Here is a 15,529-nt window from a genome sequence, read left to right as displayed (position 1 = left end):
GACCGCCCCTACCCACGGCGGCCGGGCCGGACCCCTCGGCCGTCGGTAGGGTCGCGAGCGTTCCAATTTCGCGTCCAGGAGGTCCTTTCGTGCGCCGGTTGTGCGTCGTCCTGGGCGTGCTCGCCCTGCTGGTCCTCACCGGCGGCCCGGCGTACGCGGTGCCACCCTTCCGGCTCGCCGACCAGGTGACCGACGAGGTGGGCGCGCTGCGGGGACGCGAGGACGAGGTCGCCGAGGCCGTCGACGAGCTGCGCCGGGCGAACGGGATCCAGCTGTTCGTGGTGTTCGTCGCCAGCTTCGACGGTGCCCAGCCCAGGGACTGGGCGAGCGCCACTGCCGAGCTGAGCCAGCTGGGCCGCAACGAGGCGCTGCTCGCGGTCGCCGTCGAGGACCGCGCCTACAGCTTCTCTCGCCCGCCCGCGGCGTCGCTCTCGCAGGCGGAGCTGGACGACCGGGCCGCCGAGGAGGTCGAGCCCTACCTCGCCGAGGGCGACTGGGCCGGCGGAGCGAGCGCCTTCGCCGCCGTGCTGGGCGGGGAGGGAGCCGCGGCCGGCGACTCCGGGAACGGCTCGTCGGGGAGCGGGGGCGGGACCCTGCTGGTGCTGGGCGGCATCGCCGTCGTCGGGGGCGGGGCCTACCTGGTGAGCCGCTCGCGGCGGAACCGCGGCGGCGCCGCGCTCCCGGCCGGACGGCGTCGGGAGCGGGACCCCTACGAGGGCACGCCGACCGACCAGCTGCAGGGCCGCGCCAGCGAGGCGCTGCTCGAGCTGGACGAGGCGGTGAAGACCTCGCAGCTCGACCTCGACTTCGCCCGCGTCCAGTACGGGGAGGAGTCGGTGGCCGGGTTCGGTGCGGCGCTGGACCAGTCGAAGGCCGAGGTCGCGCGTGCGTTCTCGCTGCGGCAGCAGCTGGACGACGAGATCCCGGAGGACGAGCCGACGACGCGGCGGATGCTCGCCGAGATCCTCTCGCTCACCGCGGCGGCGGACGCGCGCCTCGACGAGCAGAGCGCGGCCTTCCAGCAGCTGCGTGACCTGGAGAAGAACGCTCCGCAGGTGCTGGACGCGCTCGGGCCGCGGATCGCGGCTCTGCGCGCCCGGCTGCCGCAGGAGGAGCAGCGGCTCGCGGGGCTCCGGCAGCGCTTCGCGGGCTCGGCCGTCGCGGCGGTCGCCGACAACGTCACGCAGGCCGGAGCACGGCTGGACGCGGCGGACCAGGAGATCCGGGAGGCCCGCGAGGCGCTCGACGCAGGCAGGGGAGGGGACGCCGTCGGCGACCTCCGCGCCGCCGAGGACGCCGTGGCCCAGACCGAGCAGCTCCTGGACGCCGTGGGCCGGCTGGCCGCGGACCTCGATGCCGCCGCGAGCGGGATCGCCGCCGTGCGGGCGGAGACGGAGAAGGACCTGGCCGAGGCGCACGCGCTGGTCCGCGCCGGCGACCGCAGCGGCCTGGAGCCGCAGATCGCCCGGGCCGAGACGGCGCTCGCGGCGGCCGAGACCGCGCTGCGCCCGGCCGACGGCTCACCCGGAGATCCGCTGGCCGCCCTGCGCCAGCTCGAGGACGCCGACGACGCGCTCGAGCAGGCCCTCGGGGCGGCCCGGGACGCGCAGACGCAGGCCCGCCGCGCGGCGGGTGCTCTGGACCAGGCTCTGCTCACGGCCCGCTCGACGGTCGCCGCCGCGACCGACTTCATCGACACCCGGCGCGGCGCCGTCGGGCCCGAGGCCCGCACCCGGCTGGCCGAGGCCCGGCGGTACCTCGAGGCCGCCGTCGACCAGGGACGGACCGACCCGGTCTCGGCGGTGCGGTCGGCGCACCAGGCAGGACTGCTCGCCCAGAACGCACTGGACCTGGCGCAGGACGACGTGAACCGGTGGAACTCCGGCGGCTACGGCGGCGGGATGCCCGGCGGGTTCGGCGGCGGGTACCGGCGCGGTGGCGTCGACCTGGGCAGCCTCGTGCTCGGCGGGATCCTGCTGGGCGGTGGCCGGTCCTCCGGTGGCTTCGGCGGCGGTTTCGGGGGTGGCTTCGGCGGCGGGGGTGGCTTCGGGGGCCGCAGCGGCGGCGGTGGCTCGTTCGGTGGCGGTGGGGGCCGCAGCTCCGGGGGCGGGCGCTTCTAGCGCGGCGGAGGGCGACCCCTGGGAACTGTCGGTGGTCGGTGCCACGGTGGTCCTCCGCAGACCTCGACGAGGAGGACCCCATGCCCACTCGAACCACTCCCTGGCCGGCCGGAACGCCGTGCTGGATCGACTACGGCGCCGGCGACATGCCGGCCGCGCAGGCCTTCTACGCCGACCTGCTCGGCTGGAGCTTCACCGACGGCGATGCCGAGTACGGCGGCTACCTGAACGCGCTGCTCGGCGGTGAACCGGTGGCGGGCTTCGGTCCGAGCATGGACGCCGATCAGCCCAACGGCTGGACCACCTACTTCGCCACCGACGACTCGCAGGCCACGGTCGCCGCGATCCGGGAGGCGGGCGGCACGGTCATGGTGGAGCCGATGCAGATCGGCGCGCTCGGCACCATGACGATCGCCATCGACCCGCAGGGCAACGGGTTCGGGCTGTGGCAGTCCGGCGAGCACACCGGTGTCCGCCGGTACAACGAGCCGGGCTCGCTGGTGTGGAACGAGGTGGCCGTGGCCGACACCGAGCAGGCCCGGGCGTTCTACGGCACCGTCTTCGGCTTCCGCTTCGAGCCGGTGGACGCGGAGATGGACTACAGCACCTTCGCCACGACCGGCGACCCGCTCGGCGGTCTCGGCGGGCTCTCCACCGGTGGGCCGGCGGGCTGGTCGGTCTGCTTCGCGGTGGCGTCGGCCGACGACACGGTGGCCCGGGTCGCGGAACGCGGCGGCACCGTGACGGTGGGGCCGATGGACAGCCCCTACGGCCGGTTCGCGGTGCTCCAGGACCCCTGGGATGCGGTGTTCTCGATCATGGAGACCTCGGCGGCCGAGGGCAGCTAGCGGACCCGGCCGCGGGCCAGCAGCGGCACCGGTGGCAGCGGCGGGGCGGAGAGCCGGTCGCCGTCGTAGCCGTCGACGGTGCCGAACCGTGCGTCCTCGGCGTTCCACTGCTCGGCGTAGCCGGCGATCTCCTCACCGGCGCGGCCGACGAAGTTCCACCACATCACCAGGCGCTCCTCGAACGGTTCGCCGCCGAGCAGCAGCAGCCGGGCCGCCTCGGCGGCGCGGAGCCGCAGCGTCCGCCGGCCGGTGCCCAGGTAGAGCATCGCGCCGCGCTCCAGCCGCACGTCCTCGATCGAGGCGACCCCGGAGGAGGCCAGCAGCGCGTACTCGAAGTCCGGTTCGAGCGGGATCTCGACGTCGGCGCCCGAAGCGAGGTCGAGATCGGCGCCGACGATCGGGGTGTAGGCACGGCCGGGTGAGCTGGTGCCCGCGAAGGTGCCCATGAGCACCGTGCTGCGCACACCGTCGGAGCTGAAGCCGGGCAGCGTGTGGTGGTGCTCGAAGTGCGGCGCCACCTCGCGGGAGGCGTCGGGCAGGGCGACCCACAGCTGCGCGCCGTGCAGGAAGCGCGGGTGCGTCGCCGGGGACTGCTCGGAGTGCGAGATGCCGTGCCCGGCGGTCATCAGGGCGAGCTCGCCCGGCCGGACCATGGCGTCGCTGCCGAGCGAGTCGCGGTGGTGCACCTCGCCGTCGAGCAGCCAGGAGACGGTCTGCAGGCCGGTGTGCGGATGCGGCGCCACCTGCATGCCGGGAGCAGTGGAGATGTCGTCGGGGCCGTAGTGGTCCACGAACACCCACGCGCCGACCATCCGCCGGCCCAGGGTGGGCAGCAGCCGGCGCACCCGCGTGGACTCGCCCAGGAGCACCTCCTTGGCGGGCAGCAGGTCCAGCACCGGACCGGTCGAGGTCTGCTCCGTGCCGCCGAGTTGGCGGGCCGCGGGGCGGCGATCGAGGTTGCTCATGGGATGTCCTCCGCCTCGTGCGAGGCCACAACGGCCATCAGGGCCTCACGCCTGCTGGCCAGTCTGACCCCGGACGTGGCTGTGGGGGACGGTGGGCGGGCGGAAAGATGGAACCGGCGACCCGACCCGGAGTGCCGGCACGGTGCCCAGCCGCCCCGCGGAGAAGTCGGCGAAGGCGTCCTGCACCTCCTGCCGGGTGTTCATCACGAACGGCCCGTACATGGCGATCGGCTCGCGGATCGGCGCGCCACCGAGGACGACGACGTCCAGCGCCGGCGTGCGCGACTCCTGGTGGACGGCGCCGTTGATCGTCACCGTGTCACCGGGGCCCAGCACCGCGAGCTGGCCGGTGCGCACGGGGGCGCCGTCGATGCCCACCGATCCGGCGCCGGAGAGGACGTAGACCAGCGCGTTGAAGTCCGGCCGCCACGGCAGGTCGAGGGTGGCGCCGGGGGACACCGTCGCGTGCACCATCGCCATCGGTGTGTAGGTCGAGCCGGGGCCGGTGTGCCCGGCGACGTCGCCGGCGATCACGCGCAGCAGGGCGCCGGCGTCGGCGCTGGCCAGCAGGACCGAGGAGTTCGCCCGCAGGTCCTGGTAGCGCGGCTCCACCCACTTCTGGGCGCGGGGCAGGTTCACCCACAGCTGCAGCCCGTGGAAGAGGCCGCCGCTGCTCACCAGCTGCTCCGGCGGGCGCTCGATGTGCAGGACGCCGCTTCCCGCGGTCATCCACTGGGTGTCCCCGTTGCTGATCGTGCCGCCGCCGCCGTGGGAGTCGGCGTGCTCGAAGGTGCCGTCGATCAGGTAGGTGACGGTCTCGAAGCCGCGGTGCGGGTGCCAGCTGGTGCCCTTCGGCTCGCCCGGCGCGTACTCGACCTCGCCCATCTGGTCCATGTGGATGAACGGGTCCAGGGCGTGCAGGTCCACCCCGGCGAACGCCCGGCGCACCGGGAAGCCCTCGCCCTCGAAGCCCGACGGCGCCGTCGTCACCGACCTGGTGCGGCGGCGGACGGTGCGGGGCTCAGGGAGGGGCACCCGCGGCAGGGCGGTGGTGTCCTCGACTGTCACTGCGGGCATGCCGGCCTCCTCGTTGAGCCTTCAACCACTTGCCGCTGCAGCCCCGTTCCGCAGCTGTCTATTCCCCGGATGCGGGGCCCCTTCGGCACCGGCGTCGCCCCCGGGAACCGCGGCGTCGGATACTGGGGGCCTCATGACGTATCCGAGCAGCCGATGAGCGCGCCCCTGAACCTGGTCAACCTCGAGCGGGTGTCCAAGGCCCACGGCACCACCGTGATCCTCGACGACGTCTCGCTCGGCGTCGCCGCGGGTGAGCGGATCGGCGTCGTCGGCCGCAACGGCGGCGGCAAGAGCACGCTGCTCTCGCTGCTGACCGGCACCGACGACCCCGACTCCGGCCGGGTCACCCGCCGCGGCGACATGGCGATGGGCGTGCTCGACCAGTCCGGCACGCTTCCGGCCGGGACGACGGTGCGCGACGTCGTCCTCCCGCCGTCGATGTTCGCCGCGGAGCACGAGTGGGCCGGCGACCCCGCCGTCCGCTCGGTGCTCACCGGGCTGGAGCTCGACCGGCTCGGCCTCGACGCCCCGGTCGCCCCGATGTCCGGTGGCGAGCGCCGCCGCGTCGCGCTGGCCGCCCAGCTCATCCGGCCGCTGGACCTGCTGATCCTCGACGAGCCGACCAACCACCTCGACGTCGAAGGCGTCGCGTGGCTGGCCGAGTACGTGAAGGCCCGCCAGGGCGGCATGGTGGTCGTCACCCACGACCGGTGGTTCCTCGACGAGGTCTGCACCACCACGTGGGAGGTCGCCGACGGCAGCGTGCACTCCTACGACGGCGGCTACTCCGCCTACACGCTGGCCCGGGCCGAGCGCTCCCGCATCGCCTCGGTCACCGAGGAGCGGCGCCTCAACCTGGTCCGCAAGGAGCTGGCCTGGCTGCGGCGCGGCCCGCCGGCCCGCACCAGCAAGCCGAAGTTCCGCATCGAGGCGGCCCAGGCGCTGATCGCCGACGAGCCCCCGGCGCGCGACTCGATGGCGCTCAAGGGCTTCGCCGCCAAGCGGCTCGGCAAGACCGTCTACGACGTCGAGGACGTCGACTACGCCGTTCCCACCGACGACGGTCCGCGCACGCTGTTCAAGGACCTGACCTGGAACGTCGGGCCCGGTGACCGGATCGGCATCGTCGGCGTCAACGGTGCTGGCAAGACCTCGCTGCTGAAGCTGCTGGTGGGGGAGACCAAGCCCGACTCCGGCACGATCGTCGTCGGCCAGACCGTCTCGCCGACCTACCTCTCGCAGCACGTCACCGAGCTGCCCCCGAAGGCCCGCGTGCTGGAGGCGGTGCAGGACGTCGCCCGGCTGGCCCGGATCGGCAACCAGGAGATCTCCGCCTCGACGCTGGCCGAGCGGTTCGGCTTCGCGGCCAACCGGCAGTGGACGCCGGTCGGCGACCTCTCCGGCGGCGAGCGGCGCCGGCTGCAGCTGCTGCGCCTGCTCATGGCCGAGCCCAACGTCCTGGTGCTCGACGAGCCCACCAACGACCTGGACATCGACACCCTGACCGCGCTGGAGGACCTGCTCGACAGCTTCCCCGGCACGGTGCTGGTGGTCAGCCACGACCGGTACTTCGTCGACCGCGTCTGCGACAAGGTCGTGGCGCTGCTCGGCGACGGCTCGCTGGCCGAGCTGCCGGGTGGGGTGGACGAGTACCTGCGCCGCCGCGCCGCGGGCGGGGCGCCGCTCACCTCGGCCGGTGACGGCGGCAACCGCGCGGTCGGGGCCCCCTCCACCGCGGCCCCCGCCGTCTCCGCCGCCGAGTCGCGCGCGGCCAAGAAGGAGGCGAGCAAGCTCGAGCGCCGGATGCTCAAGCTGGACGCCGACGAGAAGAAGCTGCACGAGCAGCTGGCGGCCGCCGCGAACGACTACGGCAAGGCCGCCGAGCTCGACGCGCAGCTCAAGGCGCTGCAGGCGGAGAAGGCCGAGGTCGAGGAGGCCTGGCTGGCGGCGTCCGAGCTCGCCGAGGGCTGAACCCCCGCCGACGTCCTGGCTCACCATCGGTCGTCCTGGCTCACCGTCGACCGTGAGCCAGGACGCGGAATGATCAGGTCTCCTGATCATTCCGCGGCGGCGGGGGTGGTCCGGGCGGCCCGGTAGTCTGGGCGTCACCGCCGGCCGTCGCCCGACGTCTGTGGTGTCCGAGAAGCCCCACCGACTCCCCGGAGACCCGTGCTCGCACTCCTGCTCCTCCACCTGGTCGCGGCCGTGCTGGCACCGGTCCTGCTGCGGTGGTGGGGCCGGAACGCCCTCCTCGTGCTCGCCCTGGTGCCGGCCGCCGCCTTCGGGTGGGTGCTGAGCCGGCTCGGCCGCATCACCGACGGCGGTGCGCTGCAGGAGACCGTGCCCTGGGTTCCGCAGCTCGACCTCGAGATCGCGCTCCGGCTGGACGCGCTCTCGCTGACCTTCGCGCTCCTGGTCACCGGCGTCGGGGCGCTGGTGCTGCTCTACTGCGCGCGCTACTTCGAACCGGACGACGAGGGGACCGCCCGGTTCGCGGGCACCCTCACCGCCTTTGCCGGCTCGATGCTCGGGCTCGTCCTCGCCGACGACCTGCTGCTGCTGTACGTGTTCTGGGAGCTCACCACCGTCTTCTCCTACCTGCTCATCGGTGGCGCGGGCACCAAGCTGGCCGCCCGCCGCGCGGCGAGCCAGGCGCTGATCCTCACCACTGCCGGTGGGCTGGCGATGCTGATCGGCCTGATCATGCTGGGCGAGACGAGTGGCAGTTATCTGCTGTCGGAGGTCGTCGCCGATCCGGGCAGCGGCCCGCTGCTCGTGGCCGGGACGATGCTGGTCCTCGCCGGCGCGGTGACGAAGTCGGCGATGATCCCGTTCCACTTCTGGTTGCCGGCCGCGATGGAGGCCCCCACGCCGGTCAGCGCCTACCTGCACGCCGCGGCCATGGTGAAGGCCGGCATCTACCTGGTGGCCCGGCTGGCGCCCGGCTTCGCCGACGTGCCGGGCTGGCGGCCGGTGGTCATCGGGCTGGGCCTGGCCACGATGCTGGTCGGGGGCTACCGCGCGCTGCGGCAGAACGACCTCAAGCTGTTGCTGGCCTTCGGCACGGTGAGCCAGCTGGGCTTCCTGATGGTGCTCGTCGGCGCGGGCAGCCGGGAGCTGGCCGCAGCCGGCCTGGCGATGACGCTCGCCCACGCGCTGTTCAAGTCCACCCTCTTCCTCACCGTCGGCGTCATCGACCACGCGACCGGTGTGCGCGACCTGCGCCGGCTCTCCGGTCTCGGCCGGCGGTTGCCGGTGCTCGCCGTCATCGGCACGCTGGCCGCCGCCTCCATGGCCGGCCTGCCCCCGCTGCTGGGCTTCGTCGGCAAGGAGGCGGCGTTCACCGCGCTGCTGGACGGCGGGCTGCCCGACCGCACGGCCGCGCTCGCGGTGCTCACCGGCCTGGTGCTCGGGTCGGTGCTCACGGCGGCCTACACGGCGCGCTTCGTCTGGGGCGCCTTCGCCCGCAAGCCGGACCTGGCGGAGACCGAGCCGGCTGAGCTGGTCCACCCGCCGAGCGCCCTGTTCCTGGCCGCGCCCGCCGTCCTGGCCCTCGTCGGCCTGCTCGCCGGCCCGTTCAGCCCGCTGCTGGAGCCGCTGGTCGCGAGCTACGCCGACACGCTCGCGCCGGTGGCCGAGAAGGCCGAGAAGCTGGCGCTGTGGCACGGCCTGCAGCCGGCCCTGCTGCTGTCGGCGGTGACGGTCGTCGGCGGTGCGCTGCTCTTCGTCGCCCGGGCCCCGGTCTTCCGGTTCCAGCGCAGGCTCGCCGTCGGCGCCTCCGCCGACGAGGGGTACTGGAACACCCTGCAGGCGCTCGACCGGATCGCCGTCCTGGTCACCGGCACCACCCAGCGCGGCTCGCTGCCGGCCTACCTCGGCACGATCCTCGTCGTCGTGCTGGCGCTGCCCGGCTCGGTGCTGCTCTTCCGGGCGCCGTGGCCGGACCAGTGGCGGGCGTGGGACACCCCCGTCCAGGCGCTGGTCGGAGCGGTCGTGATCATCGCCGCGTTCCTGGCGCTGCGGATCCGGCAGCGGCTCTCGGCGGTCCTGGTCGTGGGCGTGACCGGCTACGGCCTCGCGGTGCTCTTCGCCCTGCAGGGCGCCCCGGACCTGGCGCTCACCCAGTTCCTCGTGGAGACGCTGACCCTGGTCGTCTTCGTGCTGGTGCTGCGCAAGCTGCCCAAGGACATCACCGAGCGGCACCGTCCCCGCGAGCGGCTGGGCCGGGGGGTCATCGCCGTCGGGATCGGTGCGCTGATGGCCGCGGCCGGCGCGGTGGTGATGAGCGCGCGCACCGCGACGCCGGTGTCCGTGGACTATCCCGAGGCGGCCTACGACTTCGGCGGCGGTCAGAACATCGTCAACGTGACGCTGGTGGACATCCGCGCCTGGGACACCCTGGGTGAGCTCTCGCTCGTCGTCGTCGCCGCCACCGGCGTGGCCAGCCTGGTGTTCCTGCGGCGGCGGACCGGCGTCGTCGACCGCCTGGACCCCGTCCAGCTGGCGCGGCAGGAGCGCAGCTCCTGGCGGGCGCCCCGCGGGCAGTGGCTGGCCGCCACGGCCACGCTGGCGCCGGAGCGGCGGTCGGTGATCCTCGAGGTGATCACCCGGGTCCTCTTCCACACGATCCTGGTCTTCTCGGTGTTCCTGCTGTTCAGCGGGCACAACGAGCCGGGCGGCGGATTCGCGGGCGGCCTCGTGGCAGGTCTCGCGCTGGTGCTGCGCTACCTGGCCGGTGGCCGGTACGAGCTGGGCGAGGCCGCGCCGGTCGATCCGGGCCTGCTGCTCGGGGTCGGGCTGCTGTTCTCCGGGACGACGGGTGTCGTCGGGCTGCTGCTCGGTGCCGACGTCCTGCAGACGGCGATCCTGGAGACGACGCTGCCGGTGCTCGGCGACGTGAAGCTGGTGACGTCGCTGTTCTTCGACATCGGCGTCTACCTGATCGTGGTGGGCCTGGTGCTCGACATCCTGCGGAGCCTCGGCGCGGAGCTCGACCGCCAGGTCGACGAGGACGACCCGATCGACGCCGCTCCCGGAGAGGTGATCGTCCGATGACCCCGACCGTCGTCCTGCCGGTGGTGATCGGCGTGCTCTACACCGCCGGCGTCTACCTGCTGCTCGACCGCAGTCTCACCCGGGTGCTCCTGGGCTTCCTGCTGCTGGGCAACGCCACCAACCTGCTCCTGCTGTCGGCCGGCGGGCCGTCCGGCCTGGCGCCGATCCTCGGCTACGCCGAGGCCGAGGAGATGAGCGATCCGCTGCCGCAGGCGCTGATCCTCACCGCGATCGTCATCACCTTCGGGATCGCCGCCTTCGTGCTGGCGATCATCTACCGGTCCTGGCGGCTGGTCCGCCAGGAGGTGATCGAGGTCGACGAGGAGGACCGCCGGGTGGCGAGCCGGTCGGACACCGACGCCGACGACATCGACCCCGACGACCTCGCCCCCGAGGACCGCCCGGCGATGCACGACGACACCTTCGCCGCCGACAACGACATCGAGCGCGGCCTGGCCCGGTACTACTCCGGCATCGCCTCCGACGACATCGACCTCCCGCCGACCCGGGGGAGGAAGCGGTGATCCGCGTCCTCACGCCGCTGCCGGTCCTGCTGCCGCTGCTCGGCGCCGCGGCGGCCCTCCTGGTGGGCGGCCGCCACCCCCGGGTGCAGCGCGCGCTGAGCGTGGCGGTGCTCACCGCGGTGCTCGCCGTCTCCGTGGCCCTCCTGCTGCTCGCCGACTCCGAGGGGGCCGCCGCGCTCTCGGTCGGCGGGTGGCCGGTGCCGCTGGGGGTCGTGCTCGTCGTCGACCGGCTCTCGGCCCTGATGCTCGTGGTCGCCGCGACCGTGGCCCTCGGCGTCCTCGTCTTCGCCGTCGGCCAGGGTGCCGCGGACGGCGACGAGGAGACGCCGATCTCGATCTTCCACCCGACGTTCCTGGTGCTGATCGCAGGCGTCGCCAACGCCTTCCTGGCCGGCGACCTGTTCAACCTCTACGTCGGCTTCGAGATCCTGCTGACCGCCAGCTACGTGCTCCTGACCCTCGGCGGCTCGGCGGCCCGCATCCGGGCGGGCATCACCTACATCGTCGTGAGCCTGCTGAGCTCGATCCTGTTCCTCGCCGCGATCGCGCTGGTCTACGCGGCGACGGGGACGGTCAACATGGCCCAGCTGGCCGTGCGCCTCGCGGAGCTGCCCGAGGGCACCCAGCTGCTGCTCCAGTCGATGCTCCTGATCGCCTTCTGCATCAAGGCGGCGGTGTTCCCGCTCTCGGCCTGGCTGCCCGACAGCTATCCGACCGCCCCCGCGCCGGTCACCGCGGTGTTCGCCGGCCTGCTGACCAAGGTGGGCGTCTACGCGATCATCCGCACCCAGACGCTGCTGTTCCCCGGTGGCGCGCTGGACCAGGTGCTCATGTGGGCCGCGCTGGCGACGATGGTGGTGGGCATCCTGGGCGCGGTGGCGCAGACCGACATCCGCCGGATCCTCTCCTTCACCCTGGTCAGCCACATCGGCTACATGGTCTTCGGGATCTCGCTGGCGTCCACGGCCGGCCTGGCCGGGGCGATCTTCTACGTCGTCCACCACATCGCCATCCAGACGACCCTGTTCCTGGTCGCCGGACTGATCGAGCGCCAGGGTGGCTCGACAGGCGTGAACCGGCTGGGCGGACTGGCCACGGCCTCCCCGCTGCTCGCGATCCTGTTCTTCGTCCCGGCGATGAACCTCGCGGGCATCCCGCCGTTCTCCGGCTTCATCGGGAAGCTGGGCCTGCTCGAGGCGGGCATCGCCGACGGCGGATGGCTGCCCATCCTCCTGGTCGCGGGCGGCGCGGTCACCAGCCTCCTGACGCTGCTGGCCATCTCGCGCGTGTGGAGCCGGGCCTTCTGGCGCCTCCCGGCGCAGTCGCCGGCCGACGACACGTCCGACGCGGCAGCGGCCGCAGCGGGGCCCGACCTCGATCCCGGTCCGCTGCCGGACCCGGCCGAGCAGGACCAGCCGGCGGGGGAGAAGGAGCCGGTCGGAGCGACCGTCGGTGACCGCGCCGAGGCGCGGCGGGCGGCCTGGGAGCGGCACACGGCGGTCGCGACCGCGACCACCCCCACCACCGACGGGTTCGGCGACGACGACGAGCGGGAGCGCCCGCTGCGCCCGCTGCCCCGCGTCATGGTCGCCTCGACCACCGCGATGGTGGTGGTCACCGTCGGCCTGACCGCACTGGCCGGGCCGCTGTACGGCGTGGCCGAGCGGGCGGCCGACGACCTCCGGGACCGGACCCCCTACATCGAGTCCGTCTTCGTCGGGGGGGACGTGCCGTGAGCGAACCCGTGTCCCCGGCCGCGCACCGGCTCCGGCACCAGCTCCCGCTGCTGGTCTGGCTGGTGCTGGTCTGGAACCTGCTCTGGGGCACCTGGTCCTGGGCCAACCTGATCAGCGGGGCGGCCGTGGCTCTCGGGGTCACGCTGCTGCTGCCCCTCCCGCCGGTGGTCGGCGGCTCCCGGGTGCGCCCGCTGCCCACGCTGCGCTTCGTGGGTCACTTCGTGGCCGACCTCGTGCGCTCGGGGGCGCTCGTCGCCTGGCAGACCGTGCGGCCGAGCGGGATCGACCGGAGCGCGATCATCACGGTGCAGCTCCGCACGGACTCCGACCTGCTGCTGACGATCCTGGCGGAGTCGCTGACGCTCGTGCCGGGCTCGATGGTGATCGACCTGGACCGGGAACGGCGGACGATCTCGCTGCACGTCCTGCACGTGCGCGACGAGGCCGACCTGGAGCGGCAACGGGCCGCGGTGCTGGCGGAGGAGAACCGCGTGGTGCGCGCCTTCGGGTCGCCCGAGGAGGTCGCGGCGCTGGACGCGGCCGGGGGGAGGACGGCGTGACGATCGTCTACTGGGCCGCCTACGGGATGCTCGGCGCGGGCGCCCTGCTGGCGCTCGTCCGACTCGGGATGGGCCCGTCGCTGCTGGATCGCGTGGTGGCCACCGACACCCTGCTGGTCATCATCGCGGCCGGGCTCGCCGTGCACGCCGGGCTGGAGCGCGACCCCACCGTCGTCCCGGTGCTCGTGGTGGTCTCGCTGCTGGCCTTCGTCGGATCCGTCTCAGTGGCCCGGTACATCGGCGGCATGCTGGTCGGATCCGCGGACGACGGGCAGGACGTAGGTCTGCCCGAGGCCGCCGAGGAACGGGCCGCCCGCGCCGGGGAGGCACCCCGGTGAGCGCCCTGGAGATGGTGCGCGACGCAGTGGCGATCGTCCTGCTGCTCCTGGGCACGTTCCTGTGCCTCACCGCCGGTCTGGGGCTGGTGCGTTTCCCCGACGTCCTCACCCGCATGCACGCCGGCACCAAGCCCCAGGTCCTCGGCGTGCTGCTGATCATGGTGGGCGCGGCGATCCGGCTGCAGGGCTGGTCGGCGACCTGGATGCTGCTGCTGGTGGCCGTGTTCCAGATGCTGACCGCCCCGGTCAGCGCGCACATGATCAGCCGCGTGGCCTACCGCCGCCGGCACGTGCGCCGCGACCGGCTGATGGTCGACGAGCTGAACAGCGGTGGCGGCGTGCGCGACCGGGTGTACCAGGGCGACGAGCCCGCCGACGCGCCGCCCGAGCAGCCCGGCGCGGCGCTGGCCAAGAGCCGCGAGGAGGACGAGGCGCGCTGAGCCGCGCGCCCCGTCCTCGCCAGGTCAGCGCTGGGCGCGGTTGACCGCCGAGACGACGGCGCGCAGCGACGCGGAGACGATGTTGGGGTCGATGCCGACGCCCCACAGCACCCGGTCGCCGACGGCGCACTCGACGTAGGCCGCCGCCCGGGCGTCGCCGCCGGAGGACATGGCGTGCTCGGCGTAGTCCAGCACCCGCACGTCGACGTCCACGCTCCTCAGCGCGTCGACGAACGCGGCGATGGGGCCGTTGCCACGCCCCTCGACCGTCACCGGGACGCCGTCGGCGACGAGCTCGACGACCATCTCGTCGGTGGTGTCGCCGTGCGCGGTGTGCCGGTGGCCGGTGAGCGCGAACCGGCCCCAGGGCGCCGCGGGGTCGGGCAGGTACTCGTTGCTGAAGGCGGTCCACATCTGCTCGGCGGTGACCTCGCCGCCCTCGTCGTCGGTGTGCCGCTGGATGACCGCGGAGAACTCGATCTGCAGCCGGCGGGGCAGGTCGAGGTGGTTCTCGGTCTTCATGATGTAGGCGACGCCGCCCTTGCCGGACTGGCTGTTCACCCGGATGACGGCCTCGTAGCTGCGGCCGACGTCCTTGGGGTCGATCGGCAGGTAGGGCACGGCCCAGGCCTGCTTCTCGACCGGGATCCCGGCGGCCTCGGCGTCGGCGGCCAGCGCCTTGAAGCCCTTGTTGATCGCGTCCTGGTGGGAGCCGGAGAACGCGGTGTAGACCAGGTCGCCGCCGTAGGGGTGCCGCTCGTGCACGCCCAGCTGGTTGCAGTACTCGACGGTGCGGCGGATGTCGTCGATGTCGGAGAAGTCGATCTGCGGGTCGATGCCCTGGCTGAACAGGTTCAGCCCGAGGGTGATCAGGTCGACGTTGCCGGTGCGTTCGCCGTTGCCGAACAGGCAGCCCTCGATGCGGTCCGCGCCGGCCCGGTAGCCGAGCTCCGCGGCGGCGACGGCGGTGCCGCGGTCGTTGTGCGGGTGCAGGCTGAGGATGACCGAGTCCCGGCGGGCCAGGTTGCGGTGCATCCACTCGATCTGGTCGGCGTAGACGGTCGGCTCGGCCATCTCGACGGTCGCCGGCAGGTTGAGGATCGTCGGCCGGTCGGGGGTGGGCTCCCAGACGTCGGTGACGGCGTTGCAGACCTCGACGGCGAAGTCGAGCTCGGTGCCGGTGAAGGACTCCGGCGAGTACTCGAAACGGATGTCGGTGTCGCCCATCTGCTCGGCGAGCTTGCGCACCACCTGGGCGCCGTGGACGGCGATGTCGACGATGCCGGCGCGGTCGGATCCGAACACGACCCGCCGCTGCAGGGTGCTGGTGGAGTTGTAGAGGTGCACGATCGCCTGCTTCGCGCCCCGCAGGGACTCGAAGGTGCGCTCGATCAGCTCGTCGCGGGCCTGGGTGAGCACCTGGATGCAGACGTCGTCGGGGATCAGGTCGTCCTCGATCAGCTGGCGGACGAAGTCGTAGTCGGTCTGGCTGGCCGCGGGAAAGCCGACCTCGATCTCCTTGTAGCCCATTCGGACCAGCAGCTCGAACATCCGCCGCTTGCGGTCGGGCGTCATCGGGTCGATCAGCGCCTGGTTGCCGTCGCGCAGGTCGACCGCGCACCAGCGCGGCGCCGTCGTGGTGACCTTCTCGGGCCACGTGCGGTCGGGCAGGGCGACCGGGGTGAAGGGCGCGTAGCGGTGGGCCGGCATCCCCGAGGGCTGCTGGGGATGGCGGGCGTGCGGGTGGGTCTCGCTCATGAGGAGGCTCCTGGTGCGGGCTGCCGTGCGCGGAGTGCGCACAGCTCCGGGGCGGTCAGCGACGCCGGGAACGCCAGAACCCCGCGGCGAGGAAGCCGACCTAGGAGA

12 protein-coding genes are annotated in these 15,529 nt (G+C 73.4%); 9 read left to right on the top strand and 3 right to left on the bottom strand.

The features are described 5' to 3' along the window. The first annotated feature begins 89 nt into the window (after positions 1–89). Together LBW97_RS20205 and LBW97_RS07610 are read left to right on the top strand one after the other, a co-directional pair. Complete coding sequence (locus LBW97_RS20205; protein ID WP_308010437.1) at positions 90–2,120, top strand: TPM domain-containing protein; 2,031 nt, start codon at positions 90–92, stop codon at positions 2,118–2,120. Positions 2,121–2,200: 80 nt separating this feature from the next. Next, positions 2,201–2,968, top strand: a complete 768-nt coding sequence (locus LBW97_RS07610; RefSeq protein WP_224499023.1) for a VOC family protein — start codon at positions 2,201–2,203, stop codon at positions 2,966–2,968. Here the strand turns inward: LBW97_RS07610 and LBW97_RS07605 are convergent. Both LBW97_RS07605 and LBW97_RS07600 read right to left on the bottom strand, forming a co-directional pair. Next, positions 2,965–3,933, bottom strand: coding sequence for a pirin family protein (locus LBW97_RS07605; protein WP_224498801.1), 969 nt, complete (start codon positions 3,931–3,933; stop codon positions 2,965–2,967). The two genes, LBW97_RS07610 and LBW97_RS07605, sit on opposite strands and share 4 nt — an antisense overlap. 45 nt (positions 3,934–3,978) lie before the next feature. Further along, a complete protein-coding gene (locus LBW97_RS07600; protein ID WP_224498800.1) occupies positions 3,979–5,010 on the bottom strand; it encodes a pirin family protein in 1,032 nt (343 codons plus the stop codon). 153 nt (positions 5,011–5,163) lie between these two features. Here LBW97_RS07600 and LBW97_RS07595 point away from each other — a divergent pair, with 153 nt between their 5' ends. The 7 genes from LBW97_RS07595 (at position 5,164) to mnhG (ending at position 13,663) form a co-directional block, all read left to right on the top strand. Continuing rightward, positions 5,164–6,981, top strand: a complete 1,818-nt coding sequence (locus LBW97_RS07595; protein WP_224498799.1) for an ABC-F family ATP-binding cassette domain-containing protein — start codon at positions 5,164–5,166, stop codon at positions 6,979–6,981. A gap of 198 nt (positions 6,982–7,179) precedes the next feature. Beyond that, positions 7,180–10,065 carry a Na+/H+ antiporter subunit A gene (locus tag LBW97_RS07590; RefSeq protein WP_224498798.1) on the top strand — a complete coding sequence of 962 codons (2,886 nt, stop codon included), beginning with the start codon at positions 7,180–7,182 and terminating at the stop codon, positions 10,063–10,065. Next, positions 10,062–10,589 carry a Na(+)/H(+) antiporter subunit C gene (locus LBW97_RS07585; RefSeq protein WP_224498797.1) on the top strand — a complete coding sequence of 176 codons (528 nt, stop codon included), beginning with the start codon at positions 10,062–10,064 and terminating at the stop codon, positions 10,587–10,589. The genes LBW97_RS07590 and LBW97_RS07585 overlap by 4 nt, the downstream gene beginning before the upstream one ends. Next, entirely contained in the window at positions 10,586–12,325 is a 1,740-nt protein-coding gene (locus LBW97_RS07580) for a Na+/H+ antiporter subunit D (protein ID WP_224498796.1), read from the top strand. Before LBW97_RS07585 ends, LBW97_RS07580 begins: the two co-directional genes overlap by 4 nt. Then, positions 12,322–12,885: a Na+/H+ antiporter subunit E gene (locus LBW97_RS07575; RefSeq protein WP_224498795.1), complete on the top strand. Its 564-nt coding sequence runs from the start codon at positions 12,322–12,324 to the stop codon at positions 12,883–12,885. The genes LBW97_RS07580 and LBW97_RS07575 overlap by 4 nt, the downstream gene beginning before the upstream one ends. Then, entirely contained in the window at positions 12,882–13,223 is a 342-nt protein-coding gene (locus LBW97_RS07570; RefSeq protein ID WP_224498794.1) for a monovalent cation/H+ antiporter complex subunit F, read from the top strand. The genes LBW97_RS07575 and LBW97_RS07570 overlap by 4 nt, the downstream gene beginning before the upstream one ends. Further along, entirely contained in the window at positions 13,220–13,663 is a 444-nt protein-coding gene (gene mnhG, locus LBW97_RS07565; protein ID WP_224498793.1) for a monovalent cation/H(+) antiporter subunit G, read from the top strand. Before LBW97_RS07570 ends, mnhG begins: the two co-directional genes overlap by 4 nt. Positions 13,664–13,687: 24 nt before the next feature. Here mnhG and leuA read toward each other — a convergent pair whose 3' ends face one another. After that, positions 13,688–15,421 (bottom strand): 2-isopropylmalate synthase, encoded by a 1,734-nt coding sequence (gene leuA / locus LBW97_RS07560; protein WP_224498792.1) that lies wholly within the window; start codon positions 15,419–15,421, stop codon positions 13,688–13,690. Between the last annotated feature and the right edge of the window lie 108 nt (positions 15,422–15,529).

Source organism: Blastococcus sp. LR1, assembly GCF_020166105.1.
Lineage (GTDB): Bacteria > Actinomycetota > Actinomycetes > Mycobacteriales > Geodermatophilaceae > Blastococcus.
This window is presented reverse-complemented; position numbering and strand designations above follow the sequence as displayed.